We start from the raw sequence: 16642 nt of genomic DNA, 5'->3' as shown, positions 1-16642 counted from the left end.
TCTCTCCTTTCTCCACTTATCCACAACAGATAACGTTTAATGTTACATTCATTTCCTTCTTTATCTGTTCCAATTGGATCGTGAAGGGAAACATCCTTTTTTGTTTTCTTTAACGAGCGCAAATGCATTAAAATCTCAATTCTAAAGTCAATAGATACGTATTAATATGTGAAGATTTCAATGTGATCTTCATAAACGATAATCTCCCGAATTAACTGACGAATGATTTTCTGCTTATCATCAAAAGTAAGAGCATCTGGATGTTTGAACAGATAATACTCGGCCGCCTCGCTCAACAGGTTCTGATTAAATCCGGCTTCTTTTTCTTCCCTTATTCTAGCCTTCAGCTCTTTTAGTTGTTTTGTCGCCGTTTCTTCTTTTTCTTTTAATGTACGCATGATGTCGCATACTTCTTCTTCTCCACTATCCATTCCTATAGCAAATAAAGAAAGAATTCTTTTACGTCCTTTTTTCGCTTTTTCTATTTCTTTTTCTAAGCGTTCCATCTCCATCTGTTCAAATGGAATTTCACTTTCCTGTTTATCGTATTCGGCCGCCGCCGCGATCTCATTCGGGTTCTCAAGCCAAGAACGAACCGTTTTCCAGATTTCATTATCGAACTCTTCACGCTTTACTTTCCGGCCACATCCCCTGTTCTTTGCTCCAGCTGTACTTTTAATGTCGGTATACTCATATACGTATTTACCCCAATTCTTCGCGCGTCGGCCTGTCATCGTATTACCGCAATGAGCGCAGCGAAGCAGACCACTCAGCAAATACTGGTGTAAGCCTTTTTTTGCCCATCGTCGCCGTGAATCTTGCAACAGCTTCTGTGCGTATTCGAATTGCTCTCGTTCGATAATGGGTGGGCAAGGAATATGAATCCATTCTTCTCTCGGACGCTGTCTCACTGGCACACGCTCGTCTGGAGCTTTGTGTTTGTTACCTAGCATCCCTTCTGTGTTCCATCTATTCTGATAGAACTCCCCGATGTATGCCCGATTCATCAGTATCTGGCGTACCACCTGGCGATGCCATACCCCTTTTCCTTTCTTTGTAGGGATCGCTTGTTTTGTAAGATAATGAGCAATGCCATTCATTCCTTGCACAGCTCCTGGTTTGGTGAACAAGTCAAAAATAAGACGAACGATAGCAGCTTCCTCTTCATTAATAATCATCTGTTCCGTTTCTTTATTATAACTATATCCATACACCTGAAAGTCACGTAGCACTCGACCTTGTCTTGCCTTCTCGCGTCGACCGCGACTCATGCGCTCATTGATCTTCGCTTTCTCAAATTCAGCAATCGCACCACGCATACTGTAGAATAACTGCCCTTCCGGTGTACGCGCATATTCTCCATTCACAAAAACAAGTTCGATGCCTTGCCGATCAAATTCTTCTGTGATAAGAAGTTGGTGCATCAGTTTCCGTGATAAACGATCCGGATCCAAGCATACTACTTTCGTAATTAACCCATCTCGAACGTCCTGGCGAAGTTGTGACAAAGCCGGTCGATCTAAAAACTCACCAGAAACCCCTTCATCTATATACTCTTTGCATTCATTTGTCCCTGACTTTTTCCGACATTCCCTCACTTGGCTCTCCAAGCTGAAGCCGCTCTTCGCTTGTTCTTCTGTACTTACCCGTGCGTAAATTCCGATCATGAAGCTTTTCCCTCCTATACTTCTCTTTGAGATAAATATAGCAGGCAAGCATATTCTTATCGGTACAATTCCCTTTCATAATTTTCACATGCATCCGCATATCACCTCGTTAATGGATGGTATGCAGATGCCGCTTGACCTCATGCAGGATCATCCATAACAGCTCGAGATGTTTTAACGAAATCGCATTTGTCAATAATAAAATCAAAAGAACGACTTAGGCATTTACCCTGAGGCATCTCACCATATTTTGCATATACTCCTATTGTACCTTATAAATAAAAGGAGGAAAAAAATGTATTATCCATCTTATTCTCATGGTGTTTACCCCTATAATGCCTATCCTTATCATGCCTACCCTATGCCTAATGGATACGATTTTTACTCTGTTTCTAACCAAGCTCAGTATAAACTACCTGAAAGAAAAAAAACTACCGCTCATGTTAAAGCCGATGATAAAATCCCCAATATAGCCGGAATAAAATTCCCCAACCTACAATAAGAACCATAGACATCTGAGAGGAGCTATGGTTCATGATTACGAGAGGGGAATTTTTTATGATCAAGGAGTTATACCGGAAAGGAATGTCTATCTCTGACATTGCCCGGCAGTTGGGGATTGATCGAAAAACAGTTCGTAAGTATCTTGGGGAAAACTCCCCGCCTTTGAAAAAGAAACGAACGAGCCGAGGAAGTAAACTAGACCGCTATAAAGACTACTTGCATAAACGCATGATAGAAGATGGTGTGTTTAACAGCGAGAAACTGTATGGAGAAATCCAGAGCCTTGGTTATACAGGGGGAAGAACGATCCTGAAAGACTACATCAAGCCCTTTCGGGATACGCATAGAGCGAAGTATACCGTACGGTATGAAACGTTGCCTGGAGAACAGATGCAGGTAGACTGGAAAGAAATTGGCACCGTGATCCTACATGGCGAACCAGTCAAGCTGACAATGTTCGTTGCCGTATTAGGATACTCCAGAATGAAGTATGCAGAAGTGACAACGTCTCAAGACCAGGAGCACTTGATGCAGTGTCTCATTCATAGTTTCAAGTATTTTGGCGGTGTTCCGCAACATATCTTGTTTGACAACATGAAGACTGTGACAGATGGACGGGAACAAGGTGTGGTGAAGTGGAATGAACGATTTGCGGAGTTTGCCTCTTACTACTCCTTCACTCCGAAGGCTTGTAAGCCCTACAGGGCTCAAACAAAGGGCAAAGTAGAGCGAGCCATTCAGTACATTATAAATTCATTCTATGTAGGGACATCTTACGATTCGGTAGAGGATCTGAACCAACAGCTTCTTCGATGGCTGGATCGCGTTGGAAACCGCAAGAAAAACGATACGACAGGGGTTTCTCCGCAAGAGCGTTGGGCAGAAGAAAAGCTTCAGCCGATTCTCCAGAAAGCGGACTATGACACAAGTTATCGTTCCTATCGCAAGACGCATTTCGACGGGACGTTCTCCTATCGTGGCGTGAAATGGATTGTGGATCCAGAGTACTCACAAAAAGAGATACTGGTCAAAGAGTCCCTAGATGGACAAGTGACAGCCTACTATCAAGGAGTGCGCATCTCGTGCAAACAGCTTCACGAGAACGTGATTTTCCTTCCGCAAAAGCAAAATGAGAAACAGGACATTGGAGTTGGCCGCTCTCAACCCGCTTCTCATTTTGAGGTACATACTCGTTCGCTTTCTGAATATGACGAGCTCACCGGAGGTGAGATGTCATGATGGAGAAAATCGAAGAGTACTGTCAAAGATTAAATTTACCGACCATATGCGATATGTGGTCGGAAGCAGCAGAACAAGCTGCCAAGAATAATGTACCATACTCTGCGTTTTTATTCAGCCTTCTAGAAGCAGAAATTGCGCAGAAGCATCAACGTACAACGGAAACGTTACTCAAGTTGGCGAAACTACCGTTTCGCAAAACGTTGGACGAGTTTGACTTCTCTGTGCAGACTTCTGTAGATGAACGGCGTATTCGAGAATTGATGACCCTTTCATTCTTGAAACACAAAGAGAACCTCATCTTTCTTGGTCCTCCCGGCATTGGGAAAACACATCTTGCCGTTTCCATCGCTCTTGAGGCAATTGGACAAGGGCATAAGGTATATTTCATTACAGCACAGGAGCTAATCTCCCAGTTACGAAAAGCGGACCAAGAAGGAAAGTTGGAGAAAAAGCTTCGCACATTCGTAAAGCCAAGTTTACTCATTGTGGATGAGATGGGTTATATGCATCTAGAGCACGGAAGTGCCCACTATCTTTTTCAAGTCATCTCTCGCCGCTATGAACGTGGTTCTATCATCATGACCTCCAACAAGTCATTTGGTGAATGGGGAGAAGTATTGGGAGATCCAGTTATTGCGACAGCGATGTTGGATCGACTTCTGCATCATTCTCGTATCTTTAACATGAAAGGTGAAAGCTACAGATTACGGGAAAAGAAGGCTGCATCACGAAAACAGAAGGGTTCGTGAGGAGCCCTTCTGGGGAATTTTAAAACGGCGATTTTGGGGAAGTTATAGCCGGCCTTGACACTCAAAAAGAGGCCACCCCTGAGAAAGTGGTCATAACAAATGGTGAACTTATTTCTAAAGAAGAGCCTACCTTTGGTGAGCTTATCTCTAAAGAAGGTTCTCCCCTCAAAGAGGAATCCACTTCTAAAAAGAGCAACACTTTTACGAAACGATTGCTCAATCACTTAAACCAAAGAAAGGGAAAAAACATCTCCGTTGCAACTCCGATTAAAGAAATCCAAGGAAAACTAGAGGAAGTTTTTCCTGATTATATTTTAGTGAATATGGATGGACAGCATTACCATATTAGGTGGGAGGGGATTGTTTACATCAGTTAGAACCCAAACAAGAGCAGCCGTTCTTTTTTCGAAACGGCTGCTCTTGTTTATACCGTAATCTCAAAACTTTATTATTCAATAATTCCTAAGTAAAGTAAATCTGTATCATGAATCTGTTTCGTTACAGGCAAATGATTCTGTTTTTGAAATTGAATCACGGCTTGTTCTGTACTCCAATCAAAAATGCCGTGACACTTACCCTGATAAAAACCAGCAGCCTGAAGACGATTCTGGACAAGTTGAACCAGCGCTCCACGCGAGCCGCGTACCAGTACACGATACGTCAAATCTTTATGGCCGGTAATGGGCCCTTCTACGATAACCTTTGTTCCTATTGGAACGATCTCATACAGTTCTTCTATATCTCGATTTCGCATGCGAAAACAGCCGTGGCTAACATGCTGACCGATAAGATAAGGTTTGTTCGTACCGTGTATCCCATATGTCCCCCATGGCACATTTAATCCAAGCCAACAACTTCCAAAGCCACCGCCCCATCCCTCATCCTTCGAAACAATACGAAAGATTCCTACTGGGGACGGGGTGTCGAGCGCACCTGAAGCCACTTTAAAGGTTTTTGTTATTTTCCCCTCTTTAATAAGCTGAAGCTCCTGATACCATAAGTTAATGCGGATTTCGTAAGAAGAGCTCGATTCATCGCCAGAATGAGCCGTTACTGTACATAAAATGAAAGCAAGAATAAAAGCGATAACCAAGGTAATTACCAGCTTTGTGAAATTAAGCGAAAAAAAAACTGCTGTTTTCATGAAATATATCCCTTTCCTCAATTAAATCACATGCATAATATTTTATATGGTTCCCTTTGTTTTCATCGCTAATCAAAAAATTTTTCAATAGGGAAAGAGGTTCATACTACTTTGTATAGGTCTTATCTTGCCCCATGAAAAATCCCTCCTGTATTTACAGTGATGGTTATACCAAACTGTCTACACAAGAGGGATAATATTAGGTGCTCTAATTACTCCGTTGTTTTCTTAGCTCTTGATCGTTCATGTCCATAAAAACACTATTATCATATTTCAGTTTTCGAAAAATAAGCCACGCTGTCACTCCACACAAAACAACCATAATCATAATAATTACAAAGTAAATTCCCATTATAGCGTTCATTTTTTACGCTGATTCCTTCGTTTTTCCCACTTTTGTTTTTCCTTTTGCCAGTACTTCTGTACGCACGATTCCCAATTACTTTTCGGATTAGGCATAATCACTTTTACTTCCATATTTATAACCTCCTATAATTTTCCACACTTTTATTATGCATCAAATTAGAGGAGGTTATAACTAATACTTGTCGTCAAATTCTTCGTCGTTACTGTCGTTTCCTGGCGACATAAATAAGAAAATGACGAACGAATTTTATTTTACTATCTATTTACACTTTTCTTTTTTATATTGACCTGATAGTACCCAGCACTGTACCGTCAAAAATTTTGTGTAAGCAAGCAGGGTAGCCACCGAGGGGGGATAGAAAATCGGAATCAACTACCTTGTTAACTGTAGCAAAAACAAGGATGAAAACAATGGACGCACTTTTATTTAAAAAAGTTAATAAAAGATATAATGCTTGGTATTCCGAATAAGTCAATTAAAAATGCACCAACGACAGGAACAATCAAAAATGCGCGCTTCGATTCTCCATACCGTTCTGTAATCGCTCCCATATTTGCCATCGCATTTGGAGTACCTCCCAAAGCATGTCCGGACAAACCGCCAACCATAACGGCTGCATCATAATCTTTCCCCAACAAACGGAATACGACAAAAATACCGTACAAAATAATAAACAATACTTGGAACACTAAAATAACGAACAGCGGAACCGCCAAATCGAAAATTTCCCAAATTTTCAAATTCATTAATGCCATAGAAAGGAAAATTCCCAGCGAAACATCTCCGATAAGGTTTACACACTTCAAATCAAACTTCATAACGTGAAAACGATCATTAAGATTTCTGATAATAACGGCTAAAAACATCGCGCCAACATACTCCGGCAAAACAAAGCTTGTTATTTGTGCAAAAGATTTACTTATAATAACGCCGAGACACATACAAAACGTGATCAAGCAAATGTGCGTAAAAATACGGTGAGAGGTTAAAGGCTCATCATGTTTATTCATACCAACGACCGCTTCAAATGTTTTAATTTCTTCATTTGAAGTTTCAGGTTTTAAATCGTATTTATTTATCAAATATCTCGAAACCGGTCCGCCAATTAGGCTGCCAAAAATAAGGCCAAAAGTAGCCGCCGCGAAGCTGATAGTGGTAGCTGCCTGAACGCCCAGCTCTTCAACAGTCGGCCCGAAAGCGCCAGCCGCTCCATGACCGCCTTCCATCGAAACCGCTCCCGCCATAACGCCCAATAACGGATGAATCCCCAGAACTTGCGCAAGTGAAACGCCAATCACGTTTTGGAAAATGGCGACAAAACCACAGAGAAGCCAGTAAACAATAAGCAATTTTCCACCTTGTCTTACGAGCGAAAAGCTCGCACCTAAACCAACCGTAGTGAAAAAGGCCAGCATAAACGAACTTTGCAGCGAAACATCCAGCGTGATCGTCCCTACATTCAGTTCCTTAAGCACCATAACGAAAATAGAAAAGAGCAGACCGCCAATTACTGGGGCTGGTATACAAAAACGATGTAAAAATTTTATCTTTTTTCTTATAAAGTATCCGAACAACAAGAGTAAAACAGATAAGAAAAGTGTTTCAATTAAGCTAAATTCCAATTTCATATCTTAACCACCTATAAAGTTATGCTAAACTGTCGATGATTTCATACAACATCGTAGCGGCAAGTTTCACCGTAAGACCGCTTTCATCTAATGTCGGATTGATTTCAGCGATATCAAAGCTTAAAACCTTTTTATGTTTTACGATGTCTTTTAAAAAGTATTTAACGATTTTCGGGTCAAGTCCGAACGGCTGCGGAGCGCTAACACCAGGAGCATCGCTTGAACAAAAAACATCACTGCACAAAGTAAGCATGATCGTATCACTTTTAGCAATAAACTCGTCGATCTTTTTGCTAACTTTATCTAAATGAAGCAAAGAAATCTCATCTTCACGAATATATTCACATCTGTATCGTTCCGCTGTTTCAAATAAATATTTTGTATTTCCGCTTTTTTGAATTCCGACACATAAATAACGGAACGTTTTATTTGCGGCCACAAATTCATCCGCAATTTGTTTAAACATCGTACCGGAACTGGTTGTCTCGTCATACGATCTCATATCAAAATGCGCATCAAAATTGATAATTCCGATATTTTCAATATCTTTCTTGTACTTTTTATGGCCCAGAAAATGTCCATACGCTACTTCATGACCTCCGCCTATAATCAGCGGAAAAATGTTTAGGTCCAATATTTTTTTTATGGCTTCGCCCAATTCTTTTTGGGCTTCTTCAAGATTTCCGTCATCACAGCTGACATTCCCGAAATCAAATAGCTTGATATCTGAATGAAAATTGTACGGTAAAGAAGATAACGATTTTCTAATGGCATCCGGAGCATAATACGCACCTGTTCTTCCCTTATTTCTCCGTACGCCCTCATCACATCTGAATCCAATTATTCCGATAGCGCTTTCTTTTTGCTTTTCATTGAAAGTTGCCAAATTTTCGATTCTTACAACTTGATGCAATCTAAACATCTCAGTTACCGACTCACTATCTGTTCTCCCCATCCAGTATTCTTTTGCTGCTACAGTATACACTTTATACCTCCATGATTTTCTTTCATGTATTTACTTCTATGATGATTTTGTTTAAAAAGCGTTACAGAAGCATGTTCTCATCAGCATCCTCCTTAATTTTTCAATGTTTTCTATATATCGAAGCAATATTTATGCCAAGAAAATATTTACGAAATAGGTAAAGTCATAATAAGAAAAACTCGCGGGCGTTGCCCTCCGGTTAGACTGGTAAAATATCTGGGTACCTCTAGGAGGGAGACAATTGCCGGTCTTTCTCTCCCTCCATGCCACACGCTCCACATGGAAAAAGCCACGTTTGGCACACGACTCACGAGTTTTTCCTCGTTTACTTATAAAAAGAAAGTAGGCGAAAATTGCCGGGCGGCAATTTTCGCCTACTTTTCTTCCCGATATTTTTTTAATTTTTCCCGCAATGTCCGCTCCCCGATTCCGATTATTTGCGCCGTTTTTCTTTGATTCCCGTTACAAGCGGCTAAATTATGCAAAATAACTCTTTTCTCAATTTCCTCCATCGTTTCGCCTACATAAACAGGAATTAATGTATCGCTAATAAATGCCCGGTTGTTTTTCCGAATTTCCACCGGCAAATCGACTTTTTGTATACAGAAAGAACCCGTTAAAGCAATGGCTCTTTCAATCATATTCTGTAATTCCCGAATGTTCCCCGGAAAGGCGTATTGCTGTAAAAGCTGAAGCGCTTCCTGAGAAATTCCTTCAACAGGTTTTCCCATTTTATCGCTATATTTTTTAATAAAGAATTCTACTAGCAGAGGAATATCTTCTCTTCTTTCCCGCAGGGAAGGAAGCTGAATCGGAATCACGTTTAATCGGTAATACAAATCCTCACGGAAACGGTTCTCTTTTACTTCTTTTTCCAGGTTCCGGTTCGTCGCCGCAATAATACGAACGTCTATACTGATTTCTTCAATCCCACCAATCGGCATTACTTTTTTCTCCTGAAGAACACGCAAAAGTTTACCCTGTAAAGCTAAATCCATTTCACCGATTTCATCTAAAAAAATCGTTCCGCCTTCCGCCAGTACAAACAACCCGGACTTTCGTTGTACCGCTCCCGTAAACGCTCCCTTTTCATATCCAAATAGTTCCGACTCTAACAAATGGCCCGGAATGGCCGCGCAATTAATCGCCTGAAATTTTTTGTTCCTTCGCTTACTTTGATAGTGAATCGTTCTCGCTACTACCTCTTTTCCTGTTCCGCTTTCTCCGGTAATCAGTACATTGGAGTCAATGTCTTTAATTTTATCGATTAAAGTAAAGATTTCGCGCATGGCTGCACTTTTTCCAATCAGTCCATAGTTATCCGTCACCTTATCCAATTCATGACTCAACCATTGAACTTTGGAATGCAGCGTATATACTTCTTCCGCTTTTTGCATTAATACTTCCAATTCATCAATGTGAAGCGGTTTTGTCGCGTACGAAAACGCTCCCTTACGCATGGCTTCCACAGAAGAAGGGATGCTTCCGTAAGCCGTCATGATAATGACAATAGTGGAAGGAGAAATACGTTTTATTTCTTCCAACACGTCTATTCCGTTGTATTCTCCGATTTTTAAATCCAGCAACACAATGGCAATGTCCACCCTTTCGAAAAGAGGAAGAGCTTCCCGCGGGTCAGTAAAGGCATAAACATGATATCGGTCTTCCAATGCAAACGTTAATGACTGGCAAATCGCTGGTTCGTCATCGATAATCATAACATGATACATCATCTTCATCCTTTCTACAGCACGGTAAACATATGGTGACAGTCGTTCCTTTTCCCTTTATGCTTTTTACATCAATTGTCCCTTTATTTTCTTTCATAAGCTGATATGAAATGGAAAGCCCAAGTCCGACCCCATTTGCTTTCCTGCTATAAAACGGCTCGAAGATTTTGTCAAGCTCGTCCTCCGAAATTCCTGCTCCAGTATCTTCAATCTGCATAACGGCAACATTTCCCCGGTAATATCCGCGAATGGTTAGCGTTCCGTGTTCATCTACCGCCTGAATGGCATTTACGATAATATTCATGAGTACTTGTTTGATTTGTTGTATATCCGCAATGGCCTCAATCTTCTCAGGAAACTCCCAAACTATGTTTATCTGTTTTTCTTTTATTTTCGGTTTGAATAACCTTACAATCCCTTCAGCAACATCATAAAGCGAACAGATTACGGGTTCTGATTTTTTCGGGCGCGCATAATCGAGCAAATCGTTAATTAATGCATTAAGGCGAGTGATTTCGCTGGAGACATGCTGGGAAAAGAAGGAACGAAACTCCGCATTGGCAAATTTCTTCGGAAGCAATTGCGTATACGTAAGAATCGACATTAAAGGATTGCGGATTTCATGGGCAATTCCCGCTATCAGTTGCCCCAAAGAACGCAGCCGATCTTCCTGGGCTACCTTTTTTTCAAACTCTTTTTGTTCTGTAATATCCAGAAAGTTGAGCATGACGCCGACACTATCCCCCGTTGTCGTTTTAATCGGATAAATGCTATAGGTAATGTACCTTTTTTGGGAAGGAGTTTGCAGCCAGGTCGTTTCTTTTTGCAGGAACATTTTTTTATCCTCTAACGCTGCGTTAATTTCTTGTTCAGGAATAAACTTTACAATAGGCGTTTGTTGGAAAGGCCTGCCCACGGCCTTTTCGTTTAGACCCAAATACTCCATTGCCCGGCGATTGAGCATGGAAACAGTACCTGCTTGATGCAAGGTAATAAAAGAGCTGTAGGCACTGTTTAGCAATTGCTTCTGAAAGTAAAGATTTTCTTTCAGAAGTACCATCTTCTCTTCCAAATCTTTATTTATTCTTTCAATTTGCTTTGTTCGTTTGCTCACTTCCTTTTTTAACATGCGGTTCCACCATAGTATGAAAGTAATGATAATAAGGGTAATAACAAGCCCGGTTTCCAGATAAAACAAGGTTTTGCGCAATACCGGGGCAGACGGCATGATATATTCTCCAAACCACTTTTTCTCTATTTTTTCATAGGTTCCATCGCTTTTGATTCGATCAATTCCCTGGTTAAATAGCTTTAACAAACCATTATTTTTCGGCAAAACAGCGATAGCATAAGCTGTAGGATCAAGCGGTTCGCCGACAATTTTGATCAATGATTGCTGCCTGCTTTTTTGAAGGAAGTATTGGCCGGTAATCCTGTTGCCCACAAAAGCGTCAACCTTTTCTTCCACCAGTAATTGAACGGCCTCTTGCTGGTTATCGGCTTCTATCAACTGTACGTGATTCACTTTATTTAATAAGTCGTTGGCAACATCGCCTTTTTGCACCGCTACTTTTCTTCCTTCCAGATCATCGATTTGTCTAATATACATGTTATCTTTTAACACAAAAATCGCCTGTGAACTTGTAAAGTAAGACTCGGAAAAATCATATACTTCCTCACGTGCCTTACTATACTTCATGCCCTGAATCGCATCTACTTTTCCCGAGCGCAAGGCTTGTACCGCCTGATTCCAAGGCATAGGATAATATTCAATATTGATACCCGTCTGAATAGAGATAGCGTTCATAATGTCGACATTAAAACCTGAGTAAACTCCTGAATCGCTTAAATATTCAAAAGGAGGAAAATGATTGTCCCCCGCAATCCGGATTGCTTTTTTCGTTTCCTGATAAGCAATAGAAGGGAAAAACAGGCACGAAACAAACACACATATCGCTATACTAATACGGAGGACAACTGGATTTCGCACATCTATTCTCCTTTCCTTACTTTCCGCCGCGTACAACAACATCATCTCATATACATGCCCAGATAGCTCCGCTCACAGTTTTTCCCTTTATCCTCTCTTCCCTAAAACCGTAAAAGAATACCGATATATCAAGGAGAGTTGACATAAATAAGCCCATCTTTTCATCTGGACACGAACGAAGAATCCCCAGGAACATATAATGGCATAGTCAAATAACCAAATAATGAATGGAGGAAAGTATATGGAACGTCAATTCACACCATTTGGAGGTTTTGGAGGACCTTTTTTCCCGCGTCGTCGCTTTTTCCCTTTTTTCTTCTTCTTCCCGTTCTTCTTTCCTTTTTTCTGGAGGGAAGATGAACGAGACGGCATGTATTCTGTTCACACATGTGCAGAAGGAGACACTTTGAAAAAACTGGCTAAAAAATATAATGTTCCTCAACCGGTTCTTGAAACGATGAATCCTCACATTCAAGACCCGCACATTTTGCGTCCAGGAGAAATGCTCCATATTCCACGTATGGATAAAATGTATTGTCAAAAAATGTACATGGAATATGAGGCACCGGACATGGCAGCACCTTCACAAATGTATATGGGAGGACAAATGCCTTATCCGATGTATCCGGGACAGCCAACATCGCCTTATACAGGAATGGCTTATCCTACGGACAGTTACCATTCATATAAGGATTCTTAATAAACCGCGACCGGGGCCTGCATCTGTGTCTTACCTACGACGATGGCAAGAAAGCACCGAACCCGCCGGGTTCGCATACATGCGCCATTGACCCGGGTGAAATTCATACGCTTGCGGCCGTCGCAACAACTGGAGACAGTCTCATTGTGACCGGACGAAAAATCCGAAGCATTCACCGCCTGCGTAACAAGAAGCTTGCAGAGCTTCAGCGAAAAATGAGCAAGTGCCAGAAATACAGCCGCCAGTGGAAGCGGTACAACCGAGCCAAACAATATCTTCTTTCTAAAAGTAAACGCCAGTTACAGGATGCCTTGCACAAAACGACGAAACAGTTTGTCGAATGGGTGGTCGCCCAGCAAGTGAACGAAGTCTACCTTGGAGATGTCGAAGGCGTCCAGCGAAAGAAGAAAAAGAAACGTTCTCGCTGCCACAATCAGCGAATGAGCCAGTGGCAGGTTGGGAAAGTAAAGAAGTACCTAACGTACAAACTGAAGGCGAAAGGCATCATACTCCACAAGCGCGAGGAACGCTATACATCGCAAACCTGTCCGGTTTGCGGGGCGAAAAAGAACGTGCGTGGGCGTATGTATCGCTGTTCGTGCGGCTATACCCAACATCGGGACATTCACGGTGCGGCGAATCTACTGTCCAAAGTGTTGTATGAAAATCAGATTCAGTCCTTGCCGTTTGAAATTCAGAAACCCACGTATCTACGGATCGCCTAAGCGAGAAGTAGTAGATGGTTTGTTCCGACCCACGCCCGTAAGGGTGTGTTGCTGAATGATTCCCCTCGCAGACGGCACGTGTCTGTAAGATCAGCGACAACCCGCTGATCGCCTGTTCTGCCGAGGTGGATCGTTCAGAAACCCCCACTTCAACCTATGGTAAGTGGGGGAGGTTCATACTCCAAAATAACGTGGATATACAAAGTCAGATAGTGCTTATCTCCTTTGTTTTCTTCAACACTTATGCAACGCTTCCGAAATAATATACTGAATCAAAGACAAGCGGCCGCTTTGTGTCGTTGTTTTAAGCAGATTATTTCAAGAATGAACCTCACTAATGATTAATCATGGCATGCGTGATGGATAGCCTGGCGCAGCAAATCCATCACATGCTCATCATCATGCGAGTAGTACAACATAGTTCCGGCCCGTCGGAATTTCACAAGCCTTAAGTTTTTCAGAAACCGAAGTTGATGCGAAACCGTAGACTGCAACAAGCCAAGCGCTTCTGCAATTTCACTAACAGCGCATTCTTTTTGCGACAATAAATACAAAATTCGAATGCGCGTAGGGTCTGACAATGCTTTAAATGTTTGCGAAACCATGAATAAGGTTTCCTCATCTAAATTTTCGCATGATGCTGAATTGAAGTTTTCGTTATGCTCCATCTTCTTTCTCCTTTCTTATAAAATATATATCACTTTTGATATTTCAAATTTTCTCTTCCTTCATGCTTCCCTCAACCCCCGGAAACATGTTGGAATATCCGTTTGTTTTTACTGTATATGACTCACTCTTAACACCCTCATCGAATTTAATACCGCCAGTACGGTTACGCCAACGTCAGAGAATACGGCTTCCCACATTGTCGCGATCCCAAACGCACCGAGAAGCAGGAAAAATCCTTTTACAGCCAGAGCGAATATAATATTTTGCCAGACGATTTTTCGGGTACGTTTAGCAATCGTAATGGCCGTTGCGATTTTCGATGGCTCATCTGTCATGATAACGATATCTGCCGCTTCAATTGCCGCATCGGAACCTAATCCTCCCATGGCAATTCCAACATCTGCCCTTGCCAAAACAGGCGTGTCATTAATGCCATCACCAACGAATATCAACTTTTCTTTCTGGCTTTTGTGAGCGTCTAATCTTTCGATCCATTCGACTTTATCCTGCGGGAGCAACTCAGCATATACTTCATCTACCCCTAATTGTTGACCGACTTTTTCCGCTACATTTTGCGCGTCACCTGTAAGCATGACCGTCTTTTTGATTCCTAATTGCTTTAACTGTTGAACGGCACGTCTGGCATCTTCTTTTGGTTCGTCAGAAATAACGATATATCCTTCATATGCTCCATCGATTGCGATATGAATAACAGTACCCAATGTTTCGGGATGAATAAAGTCAATTTGCTCTTTTCGCATCAGTTTTGCGTTTCCTGCAAGAACGTTTTTACCATAAATTTTTACTTTAATACCATGTCCTGAAATTTCCTCGTAGCCTTCTATAACACCTTTGTTTACATCTTTTCCGTATGCTTGCAGAACGGATTGCGCGATCGGGTGATTGGAATACGATTCCGCAAAAGCGGCATATTCTAACAGTTCATCTGCTGTTAGCTTTCCTTCGGTTTGAATATGCGTTACGTTAAATACGCCTTTAGTTAATGTACCGGTTTTATCAAAAACTACATATTTTACATCATTTAATGCTTCTAAGTAGTTGCTTCCTTTCGTAAGGATACCTTTTTTGGAAGCGGCACCGATCCCTCCGAAAAATCCGAGCGGAATGGAAACAATGAGAGCGCATGGGCAAGAAATAACGAGAAATACTAATGCCCGATATACCCAATCAGAAAAAAGCTCATTAGGAATCAACAAAGGTGGAATAACTGCCAATAATAAAGCGCCAAGCACGACGACAGGCGTATAATAGCGCGCAAATTTCGTAATAAAGTTTTCTGTTGGAGCTTTCCGGCTGCTCGCATTCTGCACAAGATCCAAAATTTTCGCCACGGTGGATTCGCCATATTCTTTTGTAACCTTGATCGTTAATACGCCATTTTTGTTAATAAATCCGCTCAATACTTCGCTGCCTGCTTCTACTTCTCTCGGAACCGATTCACCCGTTAACGCGGACGTATCAACCATAGAGCTTCCTTCGATAACTTCCCCGTCCAACGGAATTTTTTCACCCGGCTTTACAACAATAATATCATCTGTCCGCACTTCTTCAGGGGAAACGGTTTTCATCTCGCTTCCGACTTTTATGTGTGCATAATCCGGACGAATATCCATCAATGAGCTAATGGATGTACGTGAACGGTTTACTGCAATTCCTTGCAAAAATTCCCCTATTTGATAGAAGAACATCACACCGACAGCTTCCGGAAATTGCTTAATGACAAACGCACCGATTGTCGCAATGGCCATTAAAAAATTTTCGTCAAATACTTGCCCTTTCGCTATATTTTTTACGGCACGGAGTAAGACATCACCACCGACAATGACATAACTAAGCAAGAATAAAGTAAGTTCAAACGGAAGCGATAACTTTGTCAATCCGGCGATGAGCGCAATAGCTCCGCCAATCGCCAGTCGAATGAGCAACCTCTTTGTACGGCTTGTATCGTGATGACGGCTATGTTCTGTATGGGAATCTTTTGTTTTTTCAGTAATTTCTATATCCGGTTCCAGCTCGTTTATAATTGCTTTCGCCTGCTCGACTACTTTGCGGGAATTGCTTCCTTCTTTCACTTGTATCGTCAATCGACTTGATACAAAATCAACATTTGCCATTTCAACTCCAGCCAAAGCTTGAACTTTCCCCTGTATTTTATTGGCGCAATTGGCGCAATCCAACCCCTCTAACAATAATTCTTTTCTTATTGTCACAGTATTCTCCCCTCTTCTTTCCTTCATTTATATACGTACAGGCTTGTGTGAAATCTTACGTTGCATGATTATCAAAAATACATGATATTGAATATATGAGCATTTATTCATATATTTAATTATATTGTATTTTTATTTTTTGTCAATTGTTACAATTAATCACTTGCATTCAATTTCAGAAACATAATACAGATCATGCGATGTACGATATACATGTCTTTGATGTTTCGACATCTGGATAGTGAGAAGAGAGACAGGAAAAGGAACCTCTCGGCTGGTTAGGATACAAATGCTATAGTGGACGGAGCATA

The 16642-nt window shown here is 41.4% G+C and carries 13 protein-coding genes and 2 pseudogenes; 6 read left to right on the top strand and 9 right to left on the bottom strand.

Going from position 1 to position 16642, the window contains the following annotated elements; genetic code table 11:
* Nucleotides 1–43: 43 nt before the first annotated feature.
* Together ACH33_RS20020 and ACH33_RS04825 are read right to left on the bottom strand one after the other, a co-directional pair.
* Nucleotides 44–137 (bottom strand): annotated as a pseudogene (locus tag ACH33_RS20020) (RNA polymerase subunit sigma-70); the annotation flags it as partial.
* 24 nt (nt 138–161) lie between these two features.
* Nucleotides 162–1667: a recombinase family protein gene (locus ACH33_RS04825; RefSeq protein WP_057900471.1), complete on the bottom strand. Its 1506-nt coding sequence runs from the start codon at nt 1665–1667 to the stop codon at nt 162–164.
* A 295-nt stretch (nt 1668–1962) separates the two neighbouring features.
* On the opposite strand from ACH33_RS04825, the gene ACH33_RS04820 reads away from it, so the two are divergent.
* The 4 genes from ACH33_RS04820 (at nt 1963) to ACH33_RS04805 (ending at nt 4539) form a co-directional block, all read left to right on the top strand.
* On the top strand, nt 1963–2169 hold the full coding sequence (locus tag ACH33_RS04820; RefSeq protein ID WP_057900470.1) for a hypothetical protein: 207 nt from the start codon (nt 1963–1965) through the stop codon (nt 2167–2169).
* Between the two features lie 32 nt (nt 2170–2201).
* A complete protein-coding gene (gene istA / locus ACH33_RS04815; RefSeq protein ID WP_057897356.1) occupies nt 2202–3410 on the top strand; it encodes an IS21 family transposase in 1209 nt (402 codons plus the stop codon).
* Complete coding sequence (gene istB / locus ACH33_RS04810) at nt 3407–4162, top strand: IS21-like element helper ATPase IstB (RefSeq protein ID WP_057897355.1); 756 nt, start codon at nt 3407–3409, stop codon at nt 4160–4162. Before istA ends, istB begins: the two co-directional genes overlap by 4 nt.
* Nucleotides 4163–4248: 86 nt before the next feature.
* Nucleotides 4249–4539, top strand: coding sequence for a DUF2642 domain-containing protein (locus ACH33_RS04805; RefSeq protein ID WP_057900469.1), 291 nt, complete (start codon nt 4249–4251; stop codon nt 4537–4539).
* 71 nt (nt 4540–4610) lie between these two features.
* On the opposite strand, the gene ACH33_RS04800 is transcribed toward ACH33_RS04805, so the two are convergent.
* The 5 genes from ACH33_RS04800 to ACH33_RS04780 all read right to left on the bottom strand — a co-directional run bounded on the left by ACH33_RS04800 (nt 4611) and on the right by ACH33_RS04780 (nt 12051).
* A complete protein-coding gene (locus ACH33_RS04800) occupies nt 4611–5306 on the bottom strand; it encodes a L,D-transpeptidase family protein (protein WP_057900468.1) in 696 nt (231 codons plus the stop codon).
* Between the two features lie 789 nt (nt 5307–6095).
* Nucleotides 6096–7301, bottom strand: coding sequence for a sodium/glutamate symporter (gltS, locus tag ACH33_RS04795; RefSeq protein WP_057900467.1), 1206 nt, complete (start codon nt 7299–7301; stop codon nt 6096–6098).
* Between the two features lie 19 nt (nt 7302–7320).
* Complete coding sequence (gene hutG / locus ACH33_RS04790) at nt 7321–8286, bottom strand: formimidoylglutamase (RefSeq protein WP_057900466.1); 966 nt, start codon at nt 8284–8286, stop codon at nt 7321–7323.
* A 374-nt stretch (nt 8287–8660) separates the two neighbouring features.
* Nucleotides 8661–10016, bottom strand: a complete 1356-nt coding sequence (locus ACH33_RS04785) for a sigma-54-dependent transcriptional regulator (protein ID WP_057900465.1) — start codon at nt 10014–10016, stop codon at nt 8661–8663.
* Nucleotides 9991–12051: a transporter substrate-binding domain-containing protein gene (locus ACH33_RS04780; protein WP_236781965.1), complete on the bottom strand. Its 2061-nt coding sequence runs from the start codon at nt 12049–12051 to the stop codon at nt 9991–9993. Before ACH33_RS04780 ends, ACH33_RS04785 begins: the two co-directional genes overlap by 26 nt.
* A 196-nt stretch (nt 12052–12247) precedes the next feature.
* Between ACH33_RS04780 and ACH33_RS04775 the strand changes: the two genes are divergently transcribed.
* Both ACH33_RS04775 and ACH33_RS04770 read left to right on the top strand, forming a co-directional pair.
* Nucleotides 12248–12706: a LysM peptidoglycan-binding domain-containing protein gene (locus tag ACH33_RS04775; protein ID WP_057900464.1), complete on the top strand. Its 459-nt coding sequence runs from the start codon at nt 12248–12250 to the stop codon at nt 12704–12706.
* Entirely contained in the window at nt 12706–13431 is a 726-nt protein-coding gene (locus tag ACH33_RS04770; RefSeq protein ID WP_082705895.1) for an RNA-guided endonuclease InsQ/TnpB family protein, read from the top strand. Before ACH33_RS04775 ends, ACH33_RS04770 begins: the two co-directional genes overlap by 1 nt.
* 341 nt (nt 13432–13772) lie before the next feature.
* On the opposite strand, the gene ACH33_RS04765 is transcribed toward ACH33_RS04770, so the two are convergent.
* Both ACH33_RS04765 and ACH33_RS04760 read right to left on the bottom strand, forming a co-directional pair.
* Nucleotides 13773–14099 carry an ArsR/SmtB family transcription factor gene (locus ACH33_RS04765; protein WP_057900462.1) on the bottom strand — a complete coding sequence of 109 codons (327 nt, stop codon included), beginning with the start codon at nt 14097–14099 and terminating at the stop codon, nt 13773–13775.
* A 108-nt stretch (nt 14100–14207) separates the two neighbouring features.
* Nucleotides 14208–16325: pseudogene (locus ACH33_RS04760) on the bottom strand (heavy metal translocating P-type ATPase); the annotation flags it as partial.
* Nucleotides 16326–16642: the final 317 nt, after the last annotated feature.

Origin of the sequence: Aneurinibacillus sp. XH2 (assembly GCF_001439585.2) — a bacterium.
Taxonomy (GTDB): domain Bacteria; phylum Bacillota; class Bacilli; order Aneurinibacillales; family Aneurinibacillaceae; genus Aneurinibacillus; species Aneurinibacillus thermoaerophilus.
This window is presented reverse-complemented; position numbering and strand designations above follow the sequence as displayed.